The following is a 23085-nucleotide window of genomic DNA, read 5'->3' on the forward strand; positions in this document are numbered from 1 at the left end:
CAGGCGACTGTGGGATCAGTCCGTCGTGGTGAGGTCACCGGCGCCGACGAGGGCACTCAGTCCGGCCATGCGTCGTTGGATGGCGGCGATCTCGCGCACCGATTGGGCGATCAGGCTGCGGTCGATCGGCGACAGCCGCGACATGGTGATCAGGTCGGTCGGTTGTTCGCCGCGGTCGAGCAAGGCGACCTGGTAGGTCAGCCGGACCCGCTGGAGCACGTCGAGCACCTCGAGCAGGGTGGCCGAGTCCGCCTCCCCCAGAAGCGGACTCGCCGCCGCCGCGCGCAACCGGGATCGGGTGTCGACCTCGGTGGCGCCGACGCTGATCGCCGCCCAGCGGGCCAGGTTGATCAGCGGGGTCAGGGCGTGGGATTTGATGTCGAAGACACCCGCGCGACGGGTCAGCACATCACGCACCGACCGCAGCCGGGATCGAGTCGAGAGCGACTCGGCCAGAAGCGATCTCACCGTGTCCGGTCGGGTCCGGAGATCACCGAACAGGCTCGGCCCGAGCGACACCGATGAATCGCCGGTCAGGGGTCGGGCGTCGAAGAGCAGTGCGGTGAACAGCATTCCCCGGTTCTCCAGCGGCGCATCGGTCCACGCGGCCGCCGCCGAGCCCCACTCGCTGCGGGTCCGGGCGAACAGCGGCGCCGAGGCCCGCACCCCGTTGTCGTCCGGCGCGATACCTCCGCCGGCGAGGATCGTGTCGACCTCGCCGAAAGCGGCGGCCAGGCGCGTGCGCATCGTCGCGTCGACGGTGTCGTCGAGGATCACCGCCGATTCCACATCCGAGCTGGGCACCACTTCACGGCGTGACACGCTGCCCAGGCACATCCACGTCACCGCATCCCAGGCGAGATCCGGGTGCGCGGCCTCGGTCAGGGTGATCGCCCGCCGCAGCGAGGTCTGGAGCAGCGATGACGCCGCCGCGGTGATCTCTTGTGTCGCGCGGCCCCGACGGACCAGGTCGGCCATCAGCTGAGGCCATCGGCGGGTGAGGTCCTGCAGTTCGTCGACGGTGGCGGCCGAGGCGAGTCCGGCTCGCAACAGCGTCACCTCGTCGACGCGCGTCGCCAGCAACTCACGCGGGGTGAGCAGACCGCGCAGGGTGCCGTCGGGATCGACCACCGCCACCACGTCGGTGCTGTGATCGGCGGCGGGATGATCCAGGATCCGGGTGATGACGTCGGACACCGGGAAGTCGGTGGTCACCGAGATCGTCGGAGCGGCACCGATCTCGGTGATCGGGGCATCGGTGGCGCCGCCCGCAGCGATGCGGTCGCGCAGATCGGCATCGGTGACGATCCGCACGGTGCCGTCGGCTGCGCGATAGCAGACCGGTCCCCCACGGGTGGCCATCGCCGACGCCGCGGCACGGATCGTGTTGTGCGCGTCGAGGATCGGTGGGGTGTCGGCCAGCAGGTCGCCCACCAGGCCGGTGCCGCCCGGCAGCATGCCACGGCGCCGCGGCACCGACAGTCGCATGGCGAGCCCGGGAATGCCGGTCGACGACCGCCCGCGCAGAGCACGTCGTGCGGCATCACCGGGGATACGGCAGATCCGCGCCTTCTCGACGACGACGGCACGGGGTCCGCGCAGTTCACCGCCCGGTCCCGGAGACACCCCGAACACCGCTCCGGGACCGAGTACTTCAGAGAACCCGTCGGTGTCTGTGGACTCCTGCAGTCCGACGCGCCCGCTGATCACCGCGACCACCACGTCGGTCGGCTCGGTGAACCCGTCCACCAGAACCGCGCCGGCAGGTTCGGTCTCGTCGCCGACGTCCACCAGCATCCGGGCGACGGTGTCGGGTGGCAGCGAGTCGAAAGGCGCATGGCTACGCAGGAACCTGACGAGATCCACGCGGACGTACGGCAGTGGGTCAGCATGGGTGTCGCGGTCGAGGATCCGCAGTGGCTGTGCCGGTTCACCAAACAACGGCCGTTCCGGCACGCGCGCATACAACCACGGCCGGCGCTCCCGGTCAGTCTTCGGCCTGTGCTTCTCGCTCATATGACCTCTCCGTGGACCCCATCGGCTCGAGGATGCTCCCGGTGATGTCACCAACCGTAGCGGTGTCGACGCCCCCTGCCGGTCACTCGGACGACCGACGGCGGTTTCGCCCGCCAGAACGTCCTCCCCCTGTTCCGCTCGGTCGAGCCGCTCAACCAGCCACCGACCCCCTCGATGGTCGAGCCGGGACCCGAAGCTCGCCCGACCACCTTCGATGGTCGAGCCGGGACCGAGCCGCCAGGCGAGGACCCGAGTCGAGACCCGGTGACCCAACAATGCTCACAACCACCTCAGAGGTGGCCACCTGTCGACGTCAGCCGACAGAGGTTTCGACACGCCTCGTCGCTCCGCTCCTCAGCGGCTCAACCACCAAACACACACGCCTCGTCGCTCCGCTCCTCAGCGGCTCAACCAGCCACTATCGATGGTCGAGCCGGGACCGAGCCGCTAGGCGAGGACCCGTGTCGAGACCCAGTGACCCAACAATGCTCACAACCACCTCAGAGGTGGCCACCTGTCGACGTCAGCCGACAGAGGTTTCGACACGCCTCGTCGCTCCGCTCCTCAGCGGCTCAACCACCAAACACACACGCCTCGTCGCTCCGCTCCTCACCGGCTCAACCAGCCACCTCCGATGGTCGAGCCGGGACCGAGCCGCTAGGCGAGGACCCGTGTCGAGACCCAGTGACCCGACAGTGTTCGCAACCACCTCGAAGGTGATCACTTCTCGACGTCGGCCGACAGAGGTTTCGACACGCCTCGTCGCTCCGCTCCTCACCGGCTCAACCAGCCACCTCCGATGGTCGAGCCGGGACCGAGCCGCTAGGCGAGGACCCGTGTCGAGACCCAGTGACCCGACAGTGTTCGCAACCACCTCGAAGGTGATCACTTCTCGACGTCGGCCGACAGAGGTTTCGACACGCCTCGTCGCTCCGCTCCTCAGCGGCTCAACCACCAAACACACACGCCTCGTCGCTCCGCTCCTCACCGGCTCAACCACCGGATACCGCTCAAAACACACCGGCCCGCATCGATGATCGATGCGGGCCGGTGGGCTTCGTCTATCAGGCGTCGGCGGTGGCAGCCTCGGCCGGGGCGTCGGACTTGGCGTCCTCGTCCACCGGGACCAGGCTGATCTTGCCGCGCTCGTCGATGTCGGCGATCTCGACGCGGAGCTTGGAGCCCACGTTCACGACGTCCTCGACCTTGTTGATGCGCTTGCCCTTACCGAGCTTGGAGATGTGCACCAGGCCGTCACGACCCGGCAGCAGCGACACGAACGCACCGAACGCGGTGGTCTTGACGACGGTGCCGAGGAAACGCTCGCCCACCTTCGGCAGCTGCGGGTTGGCGATGGCGTTGACCTTGTCGATCGCGGCCTGCGCCGACGGGCCGTCGGCGGCACCGACGAACACGGTGCCGTCGTCCTCGATGGAGATGTTGGCGCCGGTCTCCTCGGTGATGCCGTTGATCGTCTTGCCCTTGGGGCCGATCAGCTCGCCGATCTTGTCCACCGGGATCTTGATGGTGGTGATCCGCGGGGCGTACGGGCTCATCTCGTCCGGCTCGTCGATGGCCTCGGCCATGACGTCCAGGATGGTCAGACGGGCGTCCTTGGCCTGGCTCAGCGCACCGGCGAGCACCTTGGACGGGATGCCGTCGAGCTTGGTGTCGAGCTGCAGCGCGGTCACGAAGTCCTTGGTGCCGGCCACCTTGAAGTCCATGTCGCCGAAGGCATCCTCGGCGCCCAGGATGTCGGTCAGCGCGACATAGCGGGTCTCGCCGTCGACGGTGTCGGACACCAGACCCATCGCGATGCCGGCGACCGGGGCGCGCAGCGGCACACCGGCGTTCAGCAGCGACATGGTGGACGCACACACCGAACCCATCGAGGTGGAACCGTTGGAGCCCAACGCCTCCGACACCTGACGGATCGCGTACGGGAACTCCTCGACGCTCGGGATCACCGGCACCAGGGCACGCTCGGCGAGCGCACCGTGGCCGATCTCACGACGCTTCGGCGAGCCGACGCGGCCGGTCTCACCGGTCGAGTACGGCGGGAAGTTGTAGTGGTGCATGTACCGCTTGGAGGTCTCCGGCGTCAGCGAGTCGATCTGCTGGGCCATCTTGACCATGTCCAGGGTGGTGACGCCGAGGATCTGGGTCTCGCCGCGCTCGAACAGTGCCGAACCGTGGGCGCGCGGGATCACCGCGACCTCCGCCGACAGCGAGCGGATGTCGGTGATGCCACGGCCGTCGATGCGGAAGTGGTCGGTCAGGATGCGCTGGCGCACCAGCTTCTTGGTGACCGAGCGGTAGGCCGCACCGATCTCCTTCTCGCGACCCTCGAACTGCTCGGCGAGCTGCGCGAGGACGTCGTCCTTGAGCGCGTCGGTCTTGTCGTCGCGCTCCTGCTTGCCGGGGATGGTCAGGATCTCCGACAGGCGCTCGGTGGCCACGGCGGCCACGGCGTCGAAGGCGTCCTGCTCGTACGGCGGGAACAGCGGGAACTGTCCGGTCGCCTTGGCGGCGGCGTCGGCCAGCGACTTCTGCGCCTCGCACAGGCGGGCGATGAACGGCTTGGCGGCCTCGAGGCCCTCGGCGACGATCGACTCGGTCGGGGCCTGTGCGCCACCGGCGATGAGGTCGATGACGTTGTCGGTGGCCTCGGCCTCGACCATCATGATCGCGACGTCGGCGGTGTCACCGGAGCCGCCCACGATGCGACCGGCGACGACCATGTTGAAGACGGCACCCTCGAGCTGCTCGGCGGTCGGGAACGCGACCCACTGGCCGGCCTTGTTCTCCTCGGTGGGGATGAGCGCGACGCGCACACCGCCGACCGGGCCCGAGAACGGCAGTCCGGCGAGCTGGGTGGACGCCGAGGCCGCGTTGATCGCGACGACGTCGTACAGGTCGTTGGGGTTCAGGCTCATCACGGTGACGACGACCTGGATCTCGTTGCGCAGGCCGTCGACGAACGACGGGCGCAGCGGGCGGTCGATCAGACGGCAGGTCAGGATCGCGTCGGTGGACGGGCGGCCCTCGCGACGGAAGAACGAGCCGGGGATGCGGCCGGCGGCGTACATGCGCTCTTCGACGTCGACGGTCAGCGGGAAGAAGTCGAAGTGCTCCTTCGGGTGCTTCGACGCCGTGGTGGTCGACAGCAGCATGGTCTCGTCGTCGAGGTAGGCGGTCACCGATCCGGCGGCCTGCAGGGCCAGGCGACCCGTCTCGAATCGGATGGTGCGGGTGCCGAAGCTGCCGTTGTCGATGATGGCGGTGGCTTCGGTGATGGCGTCGTCGTAGTCGACGAAGTCGTCATTGGTGGTCACATCGGTCATGTGGGGTGATGATCCCTTCGTTTCGGCCGCATCCTGCGGCCGGTGTGGGCCGCATCGTGCGGCCGTGAATATGCGGATATGGGTGCCGTGCCCCACCGGAGAAGAAGTCCGAGGTGAAGCGTGCACGCGATCTCGTCTGCGTGCGTCCGACAACCCAGAACGGGTGTGAGACATCGTCGACCGGAGGTGACGGCATGCACGTCTTGCCTGCCTGGAGCTCAGACGGCCTTCGATCGAAGCGGCCGGAACCTCGTGTTCCGGCGGCCACTACCGAGGACCGATCTGACACTGGGATCACATCCTGGGGACTTTGCCCACGGCAACGTTCCGTTGGCCAGCCTACCATCGACACAGCACAGAACCGGCCACCTCCAGTGGAGATGGCCGGTTCGGTGGTGTATCGGGGCTACCGTGCGCCGCTCGGCGACACGTTCGGCAGGTCGCTCAGCGACGCAGGCCGAGGCGCTCGATCAGCGAGCGGTAGCGGTTGATGTCGACCTTGGCGACGTACTTGAGCAGGCGACGGCGACGGCCGACCAGCAGCAGCAGACCACGACGGCTGTGGTGATCGTGCTTGTGCTCCTTGAGGTGCTCGGTCAGGTCGGTGATGCGCTTGGTCAGCATCGCGACCTGGGCCTCCGGGGAGCCGGTGTCGGTCTCGTGCAGGCCGTACTCGGCCAGGATGGTCTTCTTCTCGGCAGCAGTCAGTGCCATGGAGATTCTCCGTTTCTCAGTGCCGCGCAATCATGATGTCCCACCGCGCGACATCCACCCGGATGTCTGTGCGGGACCGGTGTGCCACCGCGGACCGCAGCAACACCGTCGTACAGGCTACCGAACCCGATGCGCTCCGCCCAAATCGCGGGCACCGGGCGCCGCCCCGGGCCTCGTGCCCGATCGGCGACCGGCCGGATCGTCCCGCCGGCGCGCCTACTTCAGTTTCTCGGCCTCGAGGATGCCGCGGGTCTTCTCCACGTCGTCGCCGATCGCGACGATCAGCGCCTCGACACTCTCGAACGGTTCCATCGGACGGATCCTGGCGACGAAGTCCACGGCGACGTGCTGGCCGTAGAGGTCCGCGCTGGTGTCGAGGACGAACGCCTCCACCGTGCGGGTGCGCCCGGAGAAGGTCGGGTTGGTGCCCACCGACACCGCCGCCTCGTAGCGCTCCCCCGGGACCACCTGCCCCACCACCGGTCCGGCACCGAGGACGGTGAACCAGGCCGCGTAGACACCGTCGGCAGGGATCGCCGCATGCATGGGCGGCGCGACATTGGCTGTGGGGAAACCGAGTTCGCGGCCGCGCCCGTCACCACGCACCACGACGCCTTCCACGCGGTGCGGCCGGCCGAGGGCCTCGGTGGCCCGTTCGACGTCGCCGGCACCCACGCACGAGCGGATGTAGGTCGAGGAGAAGGTGACCGCATGCTCGCCGAACAGCGAGATGGCCTGCACCTCGAAGCCGAACTTCTTGCCGAGCTCGATCAGTTTGGGGACGTCACCGGCCGCCTTGCGTCCGAAGGTGAAGTTGTCCCCCACCACCACGTCGGCGGCGTGCAGGCTCTCCACGAGGACGTCGTGGGCGAAGTCCTTGGGCGACTTCGACATCAGCTCCGGGGTGAACGGCATGACGCAGAACACGTCGATGCCGAGCTCCTCGGCCAGTTCGGCCCGCCGGGTGAGGGTGGTCAGCTGCGGCGGATGACTGCCGGCGCGCACCACCTCCGCCGGATGGGGATCGAAGGTCATCAACACCGCGGGTACCCCACGGTCTCGTGCAGCCGTGGTGGCAGCACCGATCAGCTGCGCATGCCCACGGTGCACACCGTCGAAGACACCGATCGTGACCACACACCGACCCCAATCCGCGGGGACATCCTCGAGACCTCGCCAACGCAACACGCGCACCAGACTACGACGCAGGCGCCGCGCCCACCACCACGACCGGCCGGTGTGAACCTCAGGTGTCGGGGTGTACGGCGGCCGGTGAACATCGTCCGACACGCACCGCGCATTTCGCCCGTGTCACCGTCCGCGCATAAGCTGCTGTGCATGCCCAGCAGAGGAACGTCCGGGGCCCGCAAAGAGATCCCGGCCGATGGAGCGGTCGAATCACTGTCGACCGTCACCCAGGACTACCTGAAGGTCATCTGGACCTCCCAGGAGTGGGCCGAGGTCAAGGTCACCACCAAGTTGCTCGCCGACAAGATGGGGGTGTCGGCGTCGACGGCGTCGGAGTCGATCCGCAAACTCGCCGATCAGGGCCTGGTCTCCCACGAACCGTACGGTGCGGTGACACTCACCGACGCCGGTCGCACGGCCGCGATCCTGATGGTGCGCCGCCACCGGCTGCTCGAGACCTTCCTGGTGCGCGAACTCGGCTACGGCTGGGATGAGGTGCACGACGAGGCCGAGGTGCTCGAGCACGCCGTCTCCGATCGGCTGATGGCCCGTCTCGACGCCAAACTCGGCCACCCCGACCGCGACCCGCACGGCGACCCGATCCCGGCGCTCGACGGATCGGTGCCCAGCCCGGCCGCCGATTCCCTCGCCGACGTCGAGGTGGGGACGTCGGGGACCATCGCCCGTATCTCCGACACCGACCCGGAGATGCTGCGGTACTTCGACCAGGTGGGTGTGGCACTGGACTGCACGGTGACGGTGATCGAGAAGCGTCCGTTCGCGGGCACCATCTCGATCACGGTCAACGACGCCGAACCGATCGACCTCGGCGACATCGCCGCCCGCGCGATCTTCCTCGTGGCCGGGGCCTGAGCCCCTCGTCCACCCCGCCCCGGCGAACCGACCCACCTCCCCGGTGTGCCCCGGACCCGGTGTGCCCCGGACCCGGTCGCCCGGGCTAGCGGAGGGTGGCCGGGCGGACCACCATCACCGAGCTCGCCCGGCGCCCCTTCTCCTGGAGCAGGGCGATCGCCTGTCCATCCGGGTCGACGGCGACGTGAATCCCCTTGAGCCCGACCGGCTCCAGCCACCGACCCTGGCTGATCGACTCGGCCTCCTCGGCATCGATGTCACGCCGCGGGAACGACAGCAGCGCGGCCTCGTCGATGGTCAGCGACAGCAGCGGATGCTCGGCGAGCTGATCGAGGGTGCGCGCATGCTCGAGGGTGAACGGTCCGACGGCGGTGCGCCGCAGGGCGGTGAGATGTCCCCCCACCCCGAGCCCGGCACCCAGATCGCGTGCCAGGGAACGGATATAGGTCCCCGCCGAGCAGTCCACCTCGACGTCGATGTCGATGAACCCGCCGGAGCCGTCCGATCCGTCGACACGACGGATCTCGAGGACGTCGAACCGCGACACCGTCACCGGGCGGGCCTCGAGGTCGAAGTCGGCGCCGGTACGCACCAGCGCGTGTGCGCGCCGGCCGTCGACCTTGATCGCCGACACCTTGGCCGGGACCTGCTCGATCTCGCCGGTCAGCGCGGCGATCCCGGTGGCGATCGCCTCGTCGGTCACCCCGGACACGTCGCCGCGGGTGAGGATCTCGCCTTCTTTGTCGTCGGTGGTGGTCGACGACCCGAGCCGGATGGTGGCCACATAGGCCTTGGTGGTCAGCGACAGCAGTCCGAGCAGCTTGGTGGCCCGTTCGATGCCGATGACGAGCACGCCGGTGGCCATCGGGTCCAGGGTGCCGGCGTGACCCACACGGCGGGTGTTGAAGATCTTGCGGCAGCGGGACACCGCGTCGTGGCTGGTGATGCCGTCGGACTTGTCGATGATGACCAGCCCGGCGTTCTCGATGGAGAGGTCGGCCATGTCACACCATCACGATCGTCGTGGTGATCAGTCCGCGGTCCACGAGCCAGCGGCCGTGCAGTTCGTTCAGCGGCGCTCCCCCGTCGATCGCCCGGCCGTCGATCAGGATGCGGGAGGTGAACCGTCCCGACGCCACCCCGTCCGGACCGGTCACCCCCGCATCGGCGGTGTCCTGCTCGAAGGTGATGTGTGCATCCTCGAACCCCAGCCAGCGCTCGGTCAGCGGGAACCACGCCTTGTAGGTGGCCTCCTTGGCGCAGAACAGCAACCGGTCCCAGTGCAGGGTGTCCGGGCGCGTCGCGAGCACCTCCCGCTCGGCGGGCAGGCTGGTGTGGTCGAGCACACCGTCGGGCAGCGCGGCGTGCGGTTCGGCGTCGATGCCGACCGACCGCACCGCCATCGAGAACCCGACGATCGCCGCGCGATAGCCGTCACAGTGGGTGAGGCTGCCGACGACCTGCTTGGGCCACACCGGCATCCCGCGTTCACCCCGCATGATCGGCACCGGGGCGATACCGAGTTCGCCGAGCGCCTGCCGCGCGCAGTGACGCGCGGTGGTGAACTCACGACGACGCTTCTCCACCGCCCGCGAGATCAGCGACTCCTCGGCCGGCATCGGGGTCAGACCCGGTGGGTCACCGAAGGATTCGGCCGCCGCCACACCGGCGGGCAGCAGTCGTTCGATCACGGAGTGTGCCCCTTGCTCTCGTCGGTGGTGTTCGTGTCGGTGGTGTTCGTGTCGGGGGTGTTCGCGTCCGGGCCGGCCGGTCCGGCTTTCCCGGCCCGCCTGCGGCGTCGTTCCTCGATCCGGCGGGCGAACTCACGGGCCCGTTCCTCGTAGTCGGGGGGCAGCTCGAACCGGGCGCCGTGGGCGGGCAGATCGGCCTCTCGCAGACCCGGATCCGGATGGATCTGACGCAGCAGCGGTTCGGGCAGGCCGCGGCGCTTCCACTCCCGCGGATAGCCCACCGACACCTCCTCGAACCGGACGTCGTCGTAGAAGGTGGTGCGCGGGATGTGTAGATGCCCGTAGACGCAGCAGGCGGCGTTGAACCGGGTGTGCCAGTCGGCGGTCTCGACGGTGCCGCACCACAGCGCGAACTCCGGATACATCAGGGTGTCGGTGGGTTCGCGGCGCAACGGCCAGTGGTTGATCAGGACGGTCGGCTCGGCCGGGTCGAGGGCCTCGAGCCGGGTGCGGGTGGCCGCCACCCGCGCCCGCCCCCACGCATCACGGGTCGGATACGGCTCGGGCGAGAGCAGGAACTCGTCGGTGGCCACCACATTGCGTTCCCGCGCCACGGCGAGCGCCGCGAGCGCCGTCGCCGTGCCCTCGGGGCGAAAGGTGTAGTCGTAGAGCAGGAACATCGGCACCACCCGCACCGGTCCGCTGCCGTCGCCGGGATCGAAGCTCGGGTAGATGTCCTCCGGGGTGATCACCCCGATGTCCCGGCAGGCCTGCACCAGATAGTCGTAGCGCGCCACACCGAACACCTGCAGCGGGTCCTTGGCCGTCGTGTAGAGCTCGTGGTTGCCCGGCACCCAGATCACCGTGTGGAAACGGGCGCGCAGCCGGCGCAGGGTGTCGATGATGTCGTCGGTGCGTTCGGCGACGTCGCCCGCCACGATCAGCCAGTCGTCGTCGGAGCTCGGACGGACCTGGTCGATGATGTGCTCGTTGCCGCGATGCGCAACATGCAGATCGCTGATCGCCCAGAGAGTTGCCACGAGGATCCATCGTGCCAGAGACCCCGGCGCGCGGAGCAATCGGCGCAGTCACGCACCACTCGGGTGCAACCGCCCGCGGCTCACGCGATCTCGGTGCCGGTCCGGTGCCAGCGTCCGGAGAGCACCCGCCACACCACCGCGATCAGCCGGATCACCATGAACAGCACCAGCCCCGACCACACCCCGGCCAGCCCCCAGTCGAAGGCCAGCGACATCCAGATCAGCGGCAGGAAGCCGAACAGTGCCCCGATCAGCGTCGCGGTGCGTAGGAAGGCCGCATCACCGCTGCCCAGCAGTACACCGTCGAGCGCGAACACCACCCCGGCCAGCGGCAGCATTCCGACGAAGAACCACCACGGCACCCCGATCGCGGCGAGGACGGCGTCGTCGGCGGTGAACACCCGCGGCACCACCGACGACCCGAGCGCGAACAGACACGCCATCAGCACCGCGGCCACCGCCGACATGATGGTGACCCGACGGGCGACGCTGCGCGCCACCGCCACCGACCCGGCGCCGAGGGCCGCACCGACGAGGGCCTGCGCGGCGATCGCCACCGAGTCCAGGAACAGCGACACGAAGTCCCACAACTGCAGGACGAGCTGGTGGGCGGCGACCTGGGCCACGCCGAACCGGGCGGCCACCGCGGCCGCCGAGACGAAGCAGATCTGGAAACTCAGGCTCCGCACGATGAGGTCGCGGGCCATACGCAGTTGTGCGCCGATCACCGACCAGCGTGGGGCGAACGCCGCCCACGGCCGATCGGCGCCGGTCACGCGTTCCCGCACCACGCGGGTGGCGAACAGCAGACCGGTGATGCCCTGGCCGATCACATTGGCCACCGCGCTGCCGTCGAGGCCCAGCCGCGGGAAGAAGCCGACGCCGTGTACCAGGCCGACGACGAGGACCGCGGCCACCGACAGCCCCACCACCACGTAGATCACCGGGCGGCGGGTCTCCTGCACGCCGCGCATCCAGCCGTTACCGGCCATCGACAGCAGGATGAGCGGCACCCCGAACACCGCGATCCGCAGCCACTGGGTGGCATCGGCGGCGACCACCGCCGACGCCGGCGAGTCGTGTCCGACCAGCGCCGACATCACCCAGGGTGCGATCGGATAGGTGATCGCGACCAGCAGCAGCCCGGCGCCGACGGCGATCCAGCTCGCCTGCACACCCTCCTCCACCGCCCCGGCGCGATCACCGGCACCGAACCGGCGGGCCGCACGGGCGGTGGTCCCATAGGACAAGAACGTCAGCTGGGTACTGATGATCGACAGGACGAGGGTGGCCACGGCCACCGCGGCGAGTTCGTCGCCGCCGAGCCTGCCCACCACCGCCAGATCCAGCAGCAGGTACAGCGGCGGCGCGACCAGCACCGCCAGCGCCGACACCGTCAGGACACCGACGCGACGCATCCCGGCGTCGAGATCGGAGGATGTGGGGGTCAGAGCGAATCCCGCAGTCGGGCGATCACCTCGTCGATCGGACCGGCATCGCTGTATCCGGACGCGTGACGATGCCCGCCGCCGCCGTGGGCGCGGGCGATCGGCACCAGGTCGACGGTGTTCTTCGACCGCAGGGAGACCGTCCACCGTTCGGCACCGACCTGCTTGAACACCGCGGCGACCTCCGCCTCGGCGGCGGTGCGCACGATGTCGACGATGCTCTCCGATTCCTCCCAGCTGAGGTCGGCCAGCGCCGTGGCATCGACCACCGCATACACCAGACCCTCACCGCCACAGGCGGTCCGGTCCAGCTGTGCGGCGCCGAGGACCTGCGAGACCATGCCGAACCAGGAGAACGGATGGGTGTCGAAGAGCCGCCGGCTCCAGCCGCGACCGTCCACCCCGACGTCGAGGAGTCGGGCGGCCACCCGCAGCGATTCCGGCCGCGCCCACCGGAACGAGCCGGTGTCGGTGGTCAGCCCCGCATACAGACAGGTCGCGATGTCGACGTCGAGCTCCACACCCATGTCGTCGAGGACGCGCAGCACCAGTTCGGCGGTGCAGTCCGCGGCCGGGTCGATGAAGTCGATGTCACCGAACCCGGGGTTGGATGCGTGATGGTCGATCACCACGGAGTGCTCGGCCGCACCGAAGTGCGCATCGAGCGCCCCGAGGCGGGCGACGCTCGCCGCGTCCACCGACACCGCGACCGGCTGCCCCACCAGATGTGCGGGATCGACGAGCAGCTTGCTGCCCGGCAGTTCCCGCAGCGCGGCGGGCAGTTCCTCCGGTCCCGGGAATGCCACCTCGACATCGACGCCGAGACCGTCGAGGGCCAGACCCAGGGCCAGACCACTGCCGATGGTGTCGGCGTCGGGTCGCATGTGACACAGGATGGTCACCGCGCCCGCGTCGTCGGCGGCGCGGCGCAACAGTGCCGCGACGTCCGAACTCGAACCGGCGGTCACTCGTCGGTGTCCTCGCCGTCCGCGGTCTCCGGATCGTCGTCGTCCTTGCTCCGGTAGGGGTCGGCGTCACCGGCCGGCCGGGCACCCGCGGCCTGACGGGCGACGAGTTCGTCACTCGCCCGGGCCTTGGCGACCAGTTCCTCCATCTGCCGGGCCGCATCGGGCACGGTGTCGACGACGAAGGTCAGCGTCGGGGTGAAGCGGACACCGGTGCCGGCGCCCACCTTGGAGCGGAGGATGCCGGTGGCCTTCTTCAGGCCGGCCGCTGCACCCTCGAGATCGGGTTCGTCGTCGATACCCGCTCCCATCACCGTGTAGAAGATGGTGGCGTCGTGTAGGTCGGCGGTGACGCGTGCGTCGGTGACGGTGACATGTGCCAGCCGCGGATCCTTGATCTCGTTCGCGATCGCCGACGCGACGATCGACGAGATCCGCTTGGCGAGTCGTTGTGCTCGTGCCGGATCAGCCATCGGGTTCCTCCCTGAGGTCAGAAGCTGCTCCCCTCCCGACCCGGCACGCACCGGAAGCGGTGCGTGCCGGGCGGAAGGGGAGCCTGGGTGTAACGGTGCGCGTCAGTCGCGCGGCTTCTCCTGCAACTCGTAGGTCTCGATCACGTCGTCGACCTTGATGTCGCTGTAGGTGACCGTCAGACCACATTCGTAGCCTTCGCGAACCTCGACCACGTCGTCCTTCTCGCGGCGGAGCGAGGAGATCGTGAGGTTCTCGGCGACCACGACGTTGTCGCGCAGCAGGCGGGCCTTGGCGTTGCGACGCACGATGCCCGACTGTACGAGGCAACCGGCGATGTTGCCGATCTTCGACGACTTGAAGATCGCGCGGATCTCGGCGCGGCCGAGCTCCACCTCTTCGTAGACCGGCTTGAGCATGCCCTTGAGCGCGCTCTCGATCTCGTCGATGGCCTGGTAGATCACCGAGTAGTACCGGATGTCGACGCCCTCGCGGTTGGCCAGCTCGGTGGCCTTGCCCTCCGCACGGACGTTGAAGCCGATGATGATCGCATCCGACGCCGCAGCCAGGTTGACGTTGGTCTCGGTGACGCCACCGACACCGCGGTCGATGACCCGCAGCGAGACCTCGTCGCCCATCTCGATCCCGAGCAGTGCCTCTTCGAGCGCCTCGACGGTACCCGAGTTGTCACCCTTGAGGATGAGGTTGAGCTGGCTGGTCTCCTTGAGCGCCGAATCCAGGTCCTCGAGGCTGATCCGCTTGCGGCTGCGTGCGGCCAGTGCGTTGCGCTTGCGCGCATTGCGCCGGTCGGCGATCTGCCGGGCGATGCGGTCTTCCTCGACGACGAGCAGGTTGTCGCCGGCGCCGGGCACCGACGTGAAGCCGATGACCTGGACCGGACGCGACGGCAGCGCCTCTTCGACGTCGTCGCCGTACTCGTCGACCATGCGGCGCACACGACCGTAGGCGTCGCCGGCCACCACCGAGTCACCGACCCGCAGGGTGCCGCGCTGGACCAGCACGGTGGCCACCGGGCCACGGCCGCGGTCGAGGTGGGCCTCGATGGCCACACCCTGCGCGTCCATGTCCGGGTTCGCCCGCAGATCCAGCGATGCGTCGGCGGTCAGCAGCACTGCCTCGAGGAGTGCCTCGATGTTCAGACCCTGCTTGGCCGAGATGTCGACGAACATGGTGTCGCCGCCGTACTCCTCGGGCACCAGACCGTACTCGGTGAGCTGACCACGGATCTTGGTCGGATCCGCGCCCTCCTTGTCGATCTTGTTGACCGCCACCACGATCGGCACGTCGGCCGCCTGTGCGTGGTTGACCGCCTCCACCGTCTGCGGCATCACGCCGTCGTCGGCCGCGACCACGAGGATCGCGATGTCGGTGGCCTTCGCACCACGGGCACGCATGGCGGTGAACGCCTCGTGACCCGGGGTGTCGATGAAGGTGATCAGGCGATCTTCACCGTTGAGGTGCGTGTCGACCTGGTAGGCACCGATGTGCTGGGTGATACCACCGGCCTCGCCCTCGCGGACGTTGGCCTTGCGGATGGTGTCGAGCAGTCGGGTCTTGCCGTGGTCGACGTGACCCATGACGGTGACCACCGGCGGACGCTGTGCGAGGTCTTCCTCGCCGCCCTCGTCCTCGCCGTAGCTGAGGTCGAAGCTCTCGAGCAGCTCGCGGTCCTCGTCCTCCGGGCTCACGACCTGGACGGTGTAGTTCATCTCGCCGCCGAGCAGCTCCAGCGTCTCGTCGTTGACCGACTCGGTCGCCGTGACCATCTCGCCGAGGTTGAACAGGGCCTGCACCAGCGATGCCGGGTTGGCGCCGATCTTGTCTGCGAAATCCGACAGCGAGGCGCCGCGGGCGAGGCGGATGACCTCACCGTTGCCGCGGGGCAGCCGGACACCGCCGACTGCCGGTGCCTGCATGCTCTCGTACTCGGCGCGCTTCGCCCGCTTCGACTTGCGCCCCCTACGCGGAGCACCGCCGGGACGACCGAACGCACCTGCGGCACCGCCGCGGCCACGACCGCCACCGCCGCCGCCACCGGGACGTCCGCGGAAGCCACCACCGGCGGGGGCACCTCCGCCACCGCCACCGGGGCCGCCACGGTATCCACCGCCGCCACCGCCACCGGGGCCGCCACGACCGGCGCCGCCACCACGACCGCCCGGACGGGCGTCGGGCCGTGCGGCACGGCTGGGCATGGCACCCGGGTTCGGGCGCGGGGGCATGTTGCCGGGGCTCGGACGGTTACCGCCGCCCTGACCACCACCGGGACGCGGGCCACCCTGACCGGGACGGCCGCCACCCTGGGCAGCACCGGGACGTCCACCGCCGGGGCGAGGACCGCCCTGACCGGGACGCGGGGCCGGCGGGCGCGGCGCGGGAGCCGGGGCCGACGAGTACGGGTTGTTGCCGACACGCGGGGTACGCGGACCGGGCTTGGGGCCGGGACGCGGACCCGGGGTGGGACCACCGCCGGGCTTCTGCCCGGCTGGCTTGGCCTCCGGGGCGCTCTGCTGCGCGGCCGCCGGACGCGGTGCACCGGGCTTGGGGCCGGGTGCCGCCGGGCTCGGCTTGGGGCCGGGCTGCGGACGCGACGGTGCCGACGGCGCGGCTGCCGCGGGTTCGGCCGGACGGGCCGGAGCCGCCGGACGAGCCTGGGCTGCCGGGGCCTCGGGGGCCGGCGCGGGACCGGGCTTGGGGGCTCCCGGACGCGGACCGGGACGCGGACCGGCGCCGGGCTTGGCGTTCGATCCGTTGGCACCGGGCTTCGGTGCCGAAGAACCGGCTCCACCGGAGCCGTCCTTCTTGGGGAATGATTCGCGGAGTCGACGGGCCACCGGGGCCTCGACTGTCGACGACGCGGATTTGACGAACTCGCCCTGTTCCTTGAGTCGCTCGAGCACCTGTTTGCTCGTCACGCCCAGTTCCTTGGCCAGTTCGTGCACGCGGGCCTTGCCTGCCACTGCTCTCCTCACTATGGAGGCCGAGCGGGGCTGCCCGCTGCGGCCTCGGATTACGTCCGATACGAGGTCATCGTGGTGACTTCACGGTGTGCTCATGTCTTCTGCTACCTGTTCTGGCCCCTTGTCGGGGCCTGTGCTGTCGTCCGTGGCCGGTGCCGGGACTCCGGTTCCGATCACTTCGGTGAGGTCGTCCGGTTCCACGACCAGACGCGGCGTCCTCAGTGCCGCGGCGAATGCGCGTCGCCTCACCGCGGTGGACACACAGTCCTTCCGCGGATGCAGCCACGCACCCCGTCCCGGCATGGTCTTCGCGAGATCGACGACGACGCACTGGCCGTCCTCCCCTGCACGGGCGACAACCCGGATCAGATCCGAGGTGTCGGCCCGCTGCCGACATCCGACACACATCCGAATCGGACGATGCCGGCCGACCCGCACGGAACCCTGCCGCACGGCTCGACGCCGATCACGCCGACCTCCGTCCGTTGCCGGTGCCGACGACTTTCGCTGAACCATCGCTCAGTCTAGCGCGCGTCGTGCCCGGTAGGACAATCGGCCGTCACCGGGCGTCGGGACGGGGCGTTTCGGCACCCTCGGCCGGGCCGGTGTCGGCGTCGGAGCGGATGTCGATCCGCCACCCGGTGAGCCGGGCGGCGAGTCGGGCGTTCTGCCCCTCCTTGCCGATGGCCAGCGACAGCTGGTAGTCGGGGACCACCACGCGCGCCGCCTTGGCCGCCTCGTCGACGACCTCCACCGACACAACCTTCGCCGGCGACAGGGCATTCCCGACGAACACCGCCGGATCGGAATCGAAGTCGATGATGTCGATCTTCTCCCCCGCCAGCTCGCTCATCACGTTGCGCACACGCTGGCCCATCGGGCCGATGCACGCACCCTTGGCGTTGAGGCCGCTGACCCCGGTGTGCACCGCGATCTTGGACCGGTGACCGGCCTCGCGGGCGACGGCGACGATCTCCACCGAACCGTCCTCGATCTCGGGGACCTCGAGCGAGAACAGCTTGCGCACCAGGTTCGGGTGGGTGCGCGAGAGGGTGATCTGCGGGCCGCGCTGGCCGCGGGCCACGCCCACCACGTAGCACTTGATCCGGTCGCCGTGGCGGTAGCTCTCGCCCGGCACCTGCTCGGCCGACGGGATGATGCCCTCGGTGGCATTGGCCTCGTTGCCGATCTGCACCACGATCATGCCGCGGGCGTTGGCACGGGCGTCCTGCTGCACCACGCCGCCGACGATCTCGCCCTCGTGCGCGGCCAGCTCGCCGAAGCTCTTCTCGTTCTCCGCATCCCGCAGCCGCTGCAGGATGACCTGCCGGGCGGTGGTGGCCGCGATGCGGCCGAAACCCTCGGGGGTGTCGTCGTACTCGTGCACCACGTTGCCGTGGTCGTCGAGCTCCTGGGCCATCACGCGCACGGCACCGGACTTGCGGTTGACGTCGATCCGGGCGTGCGGGGCGAAGCCGTCGGTGTGGCGGTAGGCGGTGAGCAGGGCCGTCTCGATCGCGGTGATCACCGTGTCGATCGAAATACCCTTGTCGGCCTCGATCATCCGCAGGGCGTTGATGTCGATGTTCATCGGGAAGGACTCCTATTCACTTGTCGGTGTCATTCGTTCGAGTTCGGTGGGTCCGGAATCGCGACGACGAGCGATCTCGTCCTCGTCGAGTCCGCATCGCTGCAGTTCGGCGACGCTGGGCCGGGAGAAGTCCACCTCCACCGCCGCCGCGGCGACGGTGGCGAACGGCACACTGCGCATGCCGATCCGGCCCTTGTTGTTGCTGACGATCTCGACCGCGTCGTCGGTGATGGCGCCGATCCGGCCGGTGATCGGGCCGTCGTCGGTGGGCTTGCGCTCGGCGTCCGGGGTCAGATCGATGCGGACCTTGCGTCCCTGCGCGCGGCGCCAGTGGCGGGGCAGCGTGAGAGGCCGGCCGATGCCGGGCGAGGTGATCTCCAGGCCGTAGGCGTCCTCGGAGACGTCCGGATGGGCGTCGAGGACCTCGTTGATCTCCCGGGTCAGATCGCCGAGCAGGTCGAGGTCGGTACCACCGTCGCGGTCGACGATCAGGACGATCTCGTCCTGTCCACCGGACGTGGTCACCACGACGTCCTCGAGGTCGAGTCCGCGCGAGGTGACGATGCCTTCGACGAGTTCGCGTACCCGCTCTCCGTCGATTCTCACCGTGTCCTCCTCATGTTCAGTTGTCATCGGTGTTCAGTTGTCTGGGCTGTTCGGTCTTCTGGGCTGTCCCGGGCGGTTCGGCGGTCTGCCGCTCCGGCCGGGCGGTGCTCGGCGGTACCCGGGTCCTGGGTACCGGGCCGACGGTGTCGGGCCGACGGTGTCGGTCCAACCGTGTCGGTCCAACGGTGTCGGTCGGGCCGATCACGGCCTCTGCGAGCGCACACCATGCTAGAGGATGTCGGCCGGGAATCGGTCATCCAGCGCGCCACCACCACCGACCCGCACGGCTGGCATCATGTCTCGGGTGACCGACCTGCCGATCGCCCCTGCTCCCCACCCGGCATCCCCGAACCGACGCGCGGTGCTGCGCGGCGGTCTGGTGATCGGCGCCGGAGTGGTGGTCGCGGCGACGGTGTCGGCGTGTGAGAGTGGCCCGACCCCCAACCAGACCACCGCCGAGGCCTTGCTGCCGCTGGCGCGATCGGCCGATGCCGACGCCGCCGCGGCCCGCGACCTCGCCCCGCGCGTGACCGAGTACTCCGCGGCACTCACGGTGGTGGCCGATCAGCGAACCCGGCATGCCCAGGCCCTGACCGCCGAGATCACCCGCCTCGACCAGGACATCGCGGCCCGGGTGTCGGAGACGGCCTCGCCGTCGGCCCCGGTCACCCCCACCCCGACGGCACCGGCGGGGACGGCCACCCTCGACGACCTGCGGACCGCGCTGACCTCCTCGGCCAAGTCCGCCCGTCAGGCGGCGATCTCGCTGTCGGGGTATTCGGCCGGATTGGCCGGTTCGGTCAGCGCATCGACGACGACCCTCGTGGAGGTACAGCTCGGATGAGCACCATCGACTCCCTGACCGCGGCCGCCGACGCGGAGAACGCGGCGATCTTCACCTACGGCGTGATCACCGCATTCGTGACGGCTGCGCGCCGCCCGACCGTCAACGAGAACATCGCCGCGCACCGGACCGCCCGGGATGCGGTCGACGCGGCGATCACCGCGGCCGGCGGCACCCCGCCCCTGGCCGCCGCCGGGTACACCCTGCCGGTGGACGTCACCGATCCCGTCAGCGCCGCGAAGGTGGCGCTGGCCGCCGAGGTCGACTGCACCGTCGCCTACCGCGCGGTGCTCGAGCAGGCCGACGACGAGCAGGCCCGCACCCTCGGCGTCGACGAACTGACCGCCTCCGCGCGCCGCGCCGCCGACTGGCGGGTGGCGCTGGGTGACAAACCCGCCACCGTCGCCTTTCCCGGCGCCCCCGCGACATAGGAAGTCCCGCACCGGACTCCACGCGCGTCAGTCCACGCGGTCGGGTCCACGCGGTCGGGTCCACGCGGTCGAGTCCACGGACAGGGCCGCGGGTGCAACGGTCCGGTGCCGCCCCCAGGTGCGCGCCGAATCATCAGGTGCGCGGTAGATCTACCGCGCACCTGATGATTGCGTGGGCATCGGTGCCGGCGGGGATCAGCTCCGGACGGCCGCGGCGATCGCCGACACCGCGTCGGCCACGGGGACCTCGGTGCTCTCGCCGGTGAACCGGTCGCGCAGCTCGACCACGCCGTTGGCGTAGCCGCGCCCGACGACGACCACCGTCGGCATGCCCAGCAGTTCGGCGTCCTTGAACTTCACGCCCGGCGAGGCCTTGCGGTCGTCGAGCAGCACCTCGAGGCCGGCGGCGTCGAGGTCGGCGGCGAGGGTGCCGGCACCGTCGACCGCGGCCTGGTCCTTGTTGGCGATCACCAGGTGGACGTCGAACGGGGTGACCTCACGCGGCCAGCGCAGACCCTTGTCGTCGTGCCACTGCTCGGCGAGCACCGCCACCAGACGTGACACGCCCACACCGTAGGAACCCATGGTCAGCCTGACCGGCTTGCCGGTCTCACCGAGGACGTCCACCTCGAAGGCGTCGGTGTACTTGCGACCCAGCTGGAAGATGTGACCGATCTCGATGCCCTTGGCACTGACCAGGGTGCCCTTGCCGTCGGGCGAGGCGTCACCGTCGCGGACCTCGGCGGCCTCGATGGTGCCGTCCGGGGTGAAGTCACGACCGGCCACCAGGCCGACGACGTGCTTGTTGGGCTCGTCGGCACCGGTGATCCAGGCGGTGCCGTCGGCGACCCGCGGGTCGACGAGATAGCGAACCTCGTTGTCCTGCAGCCCCTTCGGCCCGATGTAGCCCTTGACCAGGAAGGGGTTGGCGGTGAAGTCGTCCTCGGTGAGCAACTCCACCTCGGCCGGCTCCAGGGATGCCTCGAGGCGCTTGAAGTCCACCTCGCGGTCGCCGGGGACGCCGACGCCGAGCAGTTCCCAGTCGGCACCCGGTGCCCGCACCTTGACCAGCACGTTCTTGAGGGTGTCGGCGGCGCTGTAGGTGCCCTCGAGGGCGTCGTTGGCCCAGTCGACCAGCGAGTCGATGGTCGGGGCGTCGGGGGTGTCGTGCACCTTCGCCTGCGGCAGACCGTCGAACGGGATCGGCTCGACCGGCGGGGTGACCACGGCCTCGACGTTGGCGGCATATCCGGACTCGACGCAGCGGACGAAGGTGTCCTCGCCGACCTCGCTCTCGGCGAGGAACTCCTCGGAGGCGCTGCCGCCCATCGCGCCCGAGGTGGCGGCGACGATCACGTACTTCACGCCGAGACGGGCGAAGATCTTCTGGTAGGCCTCACGGTGGGCGTCGTAACTGGCCTTGAGACCGTCGTCGTCGAGGTCGAAGGAGTACGAGTCCTTCATCACGAATTCGCGGCCGCGCAGGATGCCGGCGCGCGGACGCTCCTCGTCGCGGTACTTGGTCTGGATCTGGTACAGCGTGACCGGCATGTCCTTGTACGACGAGTACTCGCCCTTGACCAGCTGGGTGAACAGTTCCTCGTGGGTGGGGCCGAGCAGCATGTCGACGCCCTTGCGGTCCTTGAGGCGGAACAGCGCGTCGCCGTACTCGGTCCAGCGGCCGGTCTGCTCGTAGGGGTCGCGCGGCAGCAGTGCGGGCAGCAGGATCTCCTGCGCACCGATCGCGTTCATCTCCTCGCGGACGACGTTCTCCACGGCCCGGAGCACGCGCAGGCCCAGCGGGAGCCAGCTGTAGACGCCCGGCGCCGCGCGTCGGACGTACCCGGCACGAACGAGCAGCTTGTGGCTGGGTACCTCGGCATCGGCAGGGTCGTCGCGCAGCGTGCGAAGGAACAGGGTCGACATGCGTGTGATCACGGATGACCAGTTTAGTTATGGTGTTGCGGTGCTCGTCATCCTCCCTCCCTCGGAGACCAAGTCCGACGGTGGCCCGGGTTCACCACTCGACCTCGACGCCCTCTCGTTCGGCGATCTCAACCCCATCCGCAAGACCCTTGGGGATGCATTAGTGACCCTCGCCGCCGACCTCGACGCCAGTCAGAAGGCACTCGGCCTCGGACGTACCCAACTCGACGAGGTCGACCGCAACGCCGACCTGTGGCTCTCGCCCACCCGACCGGCGATCGAGCGGTACACCGGGGTGCTCTACGACGCCCTCGACCATGCGTCTCTCACCAAGGCGGGTAAGGCGAAGGCCACCGAGCGGCTGGCGATCGGATCGGCGCTGTTCGGCGTGGTGCGTGCCGCCGACCCGATCCCCGCCTACCGGCTCTCCGGCGGCTCCAAACTGCCCGGCTTCGGCACCCTGACCTCGGTGTGGAAGCGCGAGTTGTCGGCGACACTCGACGCCGTCGACGACTTCGTGGTGGATCTGCGATCGGGGATCTACCAGCAGCTCGGGCCGGTGTCGGGGGCGGTGACCGCGACCGTGGTGACCGAGGCCGCCGACGGCTCCCGCAAGGTGGTGAGCCACTTCAACAAGCACTACAAGGGGCTGATGGCGCGCGAGCTGGTCCGTACCCGACGCACCGTGCGCGACGTCGATGCACTGGCCGCGGTCCTCGCCGACGCCGGACAGCGGGTCGAGATCGCCTCGCCGGCCGAGATCGTCGTCGTCACCGAGTAGTCCTCCCCCGCCCCGTCGAGTGGGCCCATGAACACGTTCACCGGGCGCCAGATCACGTTGACCGTGCGCTCGAACACGTTCACCGGGCACCCGAACACGTTCACCGGGTACTCGATCTCGTTGACCGGGCGCCCGAACACGTTCACCGGGCACCCGAACACGTTGATCGGGCACC

Annotated in this window: 19 protein-coding genes; 4 read left to right on the top strand and 15 right to left on the bottom strand. The window is 69.5% G+C overall.

All coding sequences use genetic code 11. From position 1 onward, the window contains the following. Positions 1 to 15: 15 nt before the first annotated feature. From Q9K23_RS02375 to Q9K23_RS02390, 4 genes are all read right to left on the bottom strand, one after another. Positions 16 to 2016: a putative nucleotidyltransferase substrate binding domain-containing protein gene (locus Q9K23_RS02375; RefSeq protein ID WP_152972610.1), complete on the bottom strand. Its 2001-nt coding sequence runs from the start codon at positions 2014 to 2016 to the stop codon at positions 16 to 18. 1064 nt (positions 2017 to 3080) lie between these two features. After that, positions 3081 to 5360 (bottom strand): polyribonucleotide nucleotidyltransferase, encoded by a 2280-nt coding sequence (locus Q9K23_RS02380; protein WP_053776406.1) that lies wholly within the window; start codon positions 5358 to 5360, stop codon positions 3081 to 3083. Positions 5361 to 5804: 444 nt separating this feature from the next. Then, positions 5805 to 6074 (bottom strand): 30S ribosomal protein S15, encoded by a 270-nt coding sequence (gene rpsO / locus Q9K23_RS02385; RefSeq protein ID WP_020791219.1) that lies wholly within the window; start codon positions 6072 to 6074, stop codon positions 5805 to 5807. Positions 6075 to 6290: 216 nt separating this feature from the next. Then, on the bottom strand, positions 6291 to 7262 hold the full coding sequence (locus Q9K23_RS02390; RefSeq protein ID WP_082365739.1) for a bifunctional riboflavin kinase/FAD synthetase: 972 nt from the start codon (positions 7260 to 7262) through the stop codon (positions 6291 to 6293). 150 nt (positions 7263 to 7412) lie between these two features. On the opposite strand from Q9K23_RS02390, the gene Q9K23_RS02395 reads away from it, so the two are divergent. Beyond that, positions 7413 to 8135 (top strand): metal-dependent transcriptional regulator, encoded by a 723-nt coding sequence (locus Q9K23_RS02395; protein ID WP_020791216.1) that lies wholly within the window; start codon positions 7413 to 7415, stop codon positions 8133 to 8135. An 85-nt stretch (positions 8136 to 8220) separates the two neighbouring features. On the opposite strand, the gene truB is transcribed toward Q9K23_RS02395, so the two are convergent. The 10 genes from truB to rimP all read right to left on the bottom strand — a co-directional run bounded on the left by truB (position 8221) and on the right by rimP (position 18928). Then, positions 8221 to 9138, bottom strand: a complete 918-nt coding sequence (gene truB / locus Q9K23_RS02400) for a tRNA pseudouridine(55) synthase TruB (RefSeq protein ID WP_020793641.1) — start codon at positions 9136 to 9138, stop codon at positions 8221 to 8223. A 1-nt stretch (position 9139) separates the two neighbouring features. Continuing rightward, positions 9140 to 9826, bottom strand: coding sequence for a 4'-phosphopantetheinyl transferase superfamily protein (locus Q9K23_RS02405; RefSeq protein ID WP_020793639.1), 687 nt, complete (start codon positions 9824 to 9826; stop codon positions 9140 to 9142). Then, positions 9823 to 10866, bottom strand: coding sequence for a metallophosphoesterase (locus tag Q9K23_RS02410; protein WP_305950380.1), 1044 nt, complete (start codon positions 10864 to 10866; stop codon positions 9823 to 9825). The genes Q9K23_RS02405 and Q9K23_RS02410 overlap by 4 nt, the downstream gene beginning before the upstream one ends. Positions 10867 to 10946: 80 nt before the next feature. Then, positions 10947 to 12284, bottom strand: a complete 1338-nt coding sequence (locus Q9K23_RS02415) for an MATE family efflux transporter (protein ID WP_082365728.1) — start codon at positions 12282 to 12284, stop codon at positions 10947 to 10949. A 29-nt stretch (positions 12285 to 12313) separates the two neighbouring features. Further along, the gene (locus Q9K23_RS02420; RefSeq protein WP_020794483.1) at positions 12314 to 13282 is read right to left on the bottom strand and encodes a DHH family phosphoesterase; all 969 of its coding nucleotides are present in this window, start codon (positions 13280 to 13282) and stop codon (positions 12314 to 12316) included. Beyond that, positions 13279 to 13752: a 30S ribosome-binding factor RbfA gene (gene rbfA, locus Q9K23_RS02425; protein WP_053776404.1), complete on the bottom strand. Its 474-nt coding sequence runs from the start codon at positions 13750 to 13752 to the stop codon at positions 13279 to 13281. Before rbfA ends, Q9K23_RS02420 begins: the two co-directional genes overlap by 4 nt. A 102-nt stretch (positions 13753 to 13854) precedes the next feature. Further along, positions 13855 to 16731, bottom strand: a complete 2877-nt coding sequence (gene infB, locus Q9K23_RS02430; RefSeq protein ID WP_162128830.1) for a translation initiation factor IF-2 — start codon at positions 16729 to 16731, stop codon at positions 13855 to 13857. Between the two features lie 81 nt (positions 16732 to 16812). Then, positions 16813 to 17139 (bottom strand): YlxR family protein, encoded by a 327-nt coding sequence (locus tag Q9K23_RS02435; protein WP_238403876.1) that lies wholly within the window; start codon positions 17137 to 17139, stop codon positions 16813 to 16815. Positions 17140 to 17290: 151 nt separating this feature from the next. After that, on the bottom strand, positions 17291 to 18322 hold the full coding sequence (gene nusA / locus Q9K23_RS02440; protein WP_020794023.1) for a transcription termination factor NusA: 1032 nt from the start codon (positions 18320 to 18322) through the stop codon (positions 17291 to 17293). Positions 18323 to 18334: 12 nt separating this feature from the next. After that, the gene (gene rimP / locus Q9K23_RS02445) at positions 18335 to 18928 is read right to left on the bottom strand and encodes a ribosome maturation factor RimP (protein ID WP_053776400.1); all 594 of its coding nucleotides are present in this window, start codon (positions 18926 to 18928) and stop codon (positions 18335 to 18337) included. A 304-nt stretch (positions 18929 to 19232) separates the two neighbouring features. On the opposite strand from rimP, the gene Q9K23_RS02450 reads away from it, so the two are divergent. Then, positions 19233 to 19772 carry a hypothetical protein gene (locus Q9K23_RS02450; RefSeq protein WP_244882942.1) on the top strand — a complete coding sequence of 180 codons (540 nt, stop codon included), beginning with the start codon at positions 19233 to 19235 and terminating at the stop codon, positions 19770 to 19772. Next, entirely contained in the window at positions 19769 to 20203 is a 435-nt protein-coding gene (locus Q9K23_RS02455; RefSeq protein ID WP_059039492.1) for a ferritin-like domain-containing protein, read from the top strand. Before Q9K23_RS02450 ends, Q9K23_RS02455 begins: the two co-directional genes overlap by 4 nt. Before the next feature lie 195 nt (positions 20204 to 20398). On the opposite strand, the gene Q9K23_RS02460 is transcribed toward Q9K23_RS02455, so the two are convergent. Continuing rightward, positions 20399 to 22129 carry a proline--tRNA ligase gene (locus tag Q9K23_RS02460; protein ID WP_053776518.1) on the bottom strand — a complete coding sequence of 577 codons (1731 nt, stop codon included), beginning with the start codon at positions 22127 to 22129 and terminating at the stop codon, positions 20399 to 20401. Between Q9K23_RS02460 and yaaA the strand changes: the two genes are divergently transcribed. Then, a complete protein-coding gene (yaaA, locus tag Q9K23_RS02465) occupies positions 22128 to 22910 on the top strand; it encodes a peroxide stress protein YaaA (RefSeq protein WP_187343509.1) in 783 nt (260 codons plus the stop codon). The genes Q9K23_RS02460 and yaaA overlap by 2 nt on opposite strands. Positions 22911 to 23085: the final 175 nt, after the last annotated feature.

The sequence above is a fragment of the Gordonia sp. NB41Y genome (assembly GCF_030718915.1).
In the GTDB taxonomy this organism is placed as follows: Bacteria; Actinomycetota; Actinomycetes; order Mycobacteriales; family Mycobacteriaceae; genus Gordonia; species Gordonia desulfuricans.

Coding starts and splice junctions, on each gene's coding strand:
- Q9K23_RS02375 (WP_152972610.1), bottom strand. CDS start 2,016: ATGAGCGAGAAGCACAGGCCGAAGACTGACCGGGAGCGCCGGCCGTGG.
- rpsO (WP_020791219.1), bottom strand. CDS start 6,074: ATGGCACTGACTGCTGCCGAGAAGAAGACCATCCTGGCCGAGTACGGC.
- Q9K23_RS02380 (WP_053776406.1), bottom strand. CDS start 5,360: ATGACCGATGTGACCACCAATGACGACTTCGTCGACTACGACGACGCC.
- truB (WP_020793641.1), bottom strand. CDS start 9,138: ATGGCCGACCTCTCCATCGAGAACGCCGGGCTGGTCATCATCGACAAG.
- Q9K23_RS02435 (WP_238403876.1), bottom strand. CDS start 17,139: ATGTGTGTCGGATGTCGGCAGCGGGCCGACACCTCGGATCTGATCCGG.
- nusA (WP_020794023.1), bottom strand. CDS start 18,322: ATGAACATCGACATCAACGCCCTGCGGATGATCGAGGCCGACAAGGGT.
- Q9K23_RS02455 (WP_059039492.1), top strand. CDS start 19,769: ATGAGCACCATCGACTCCCTGACCGCGGCCGCCGACGCGGAGAACGCG.
- Q9K23_RS02460 (WP_053776518.1), bottom strand. CDS start 22,129: ATGTCGACCCTGTTCCTTCGCACGCTGCGCGACGACCCTGCCGATGCC.
- Q9K23_RS02395 (WP_020791216.1), top strand. CDS start 7,413: ATGCCCAGCAGAGGAACGTCCGGGGCCCGCAAAGAGATCCCGGCCGAT.
- Q9K23_RS02415 (WP_082365728.1), bottom strand. CDS start 12,284: ATGCGTCGCGTCGGTGTCCTGACGGTGTCGGCGCTGGCGGTGCTGGTC.
- yaaA (WP_187343509.1), top strand. CDS start 22,128: ATGCGTGTGATCACGGATGACCAGTTTAGTTATGGTGTTGCGGTGCTC.
- rbfA (WP_053776404.1), bottom strand. CDS start 13,752: ATGGCTGATCCGGCACGAGCACAACGACTCGCCAAGCGGATCTCGTCG.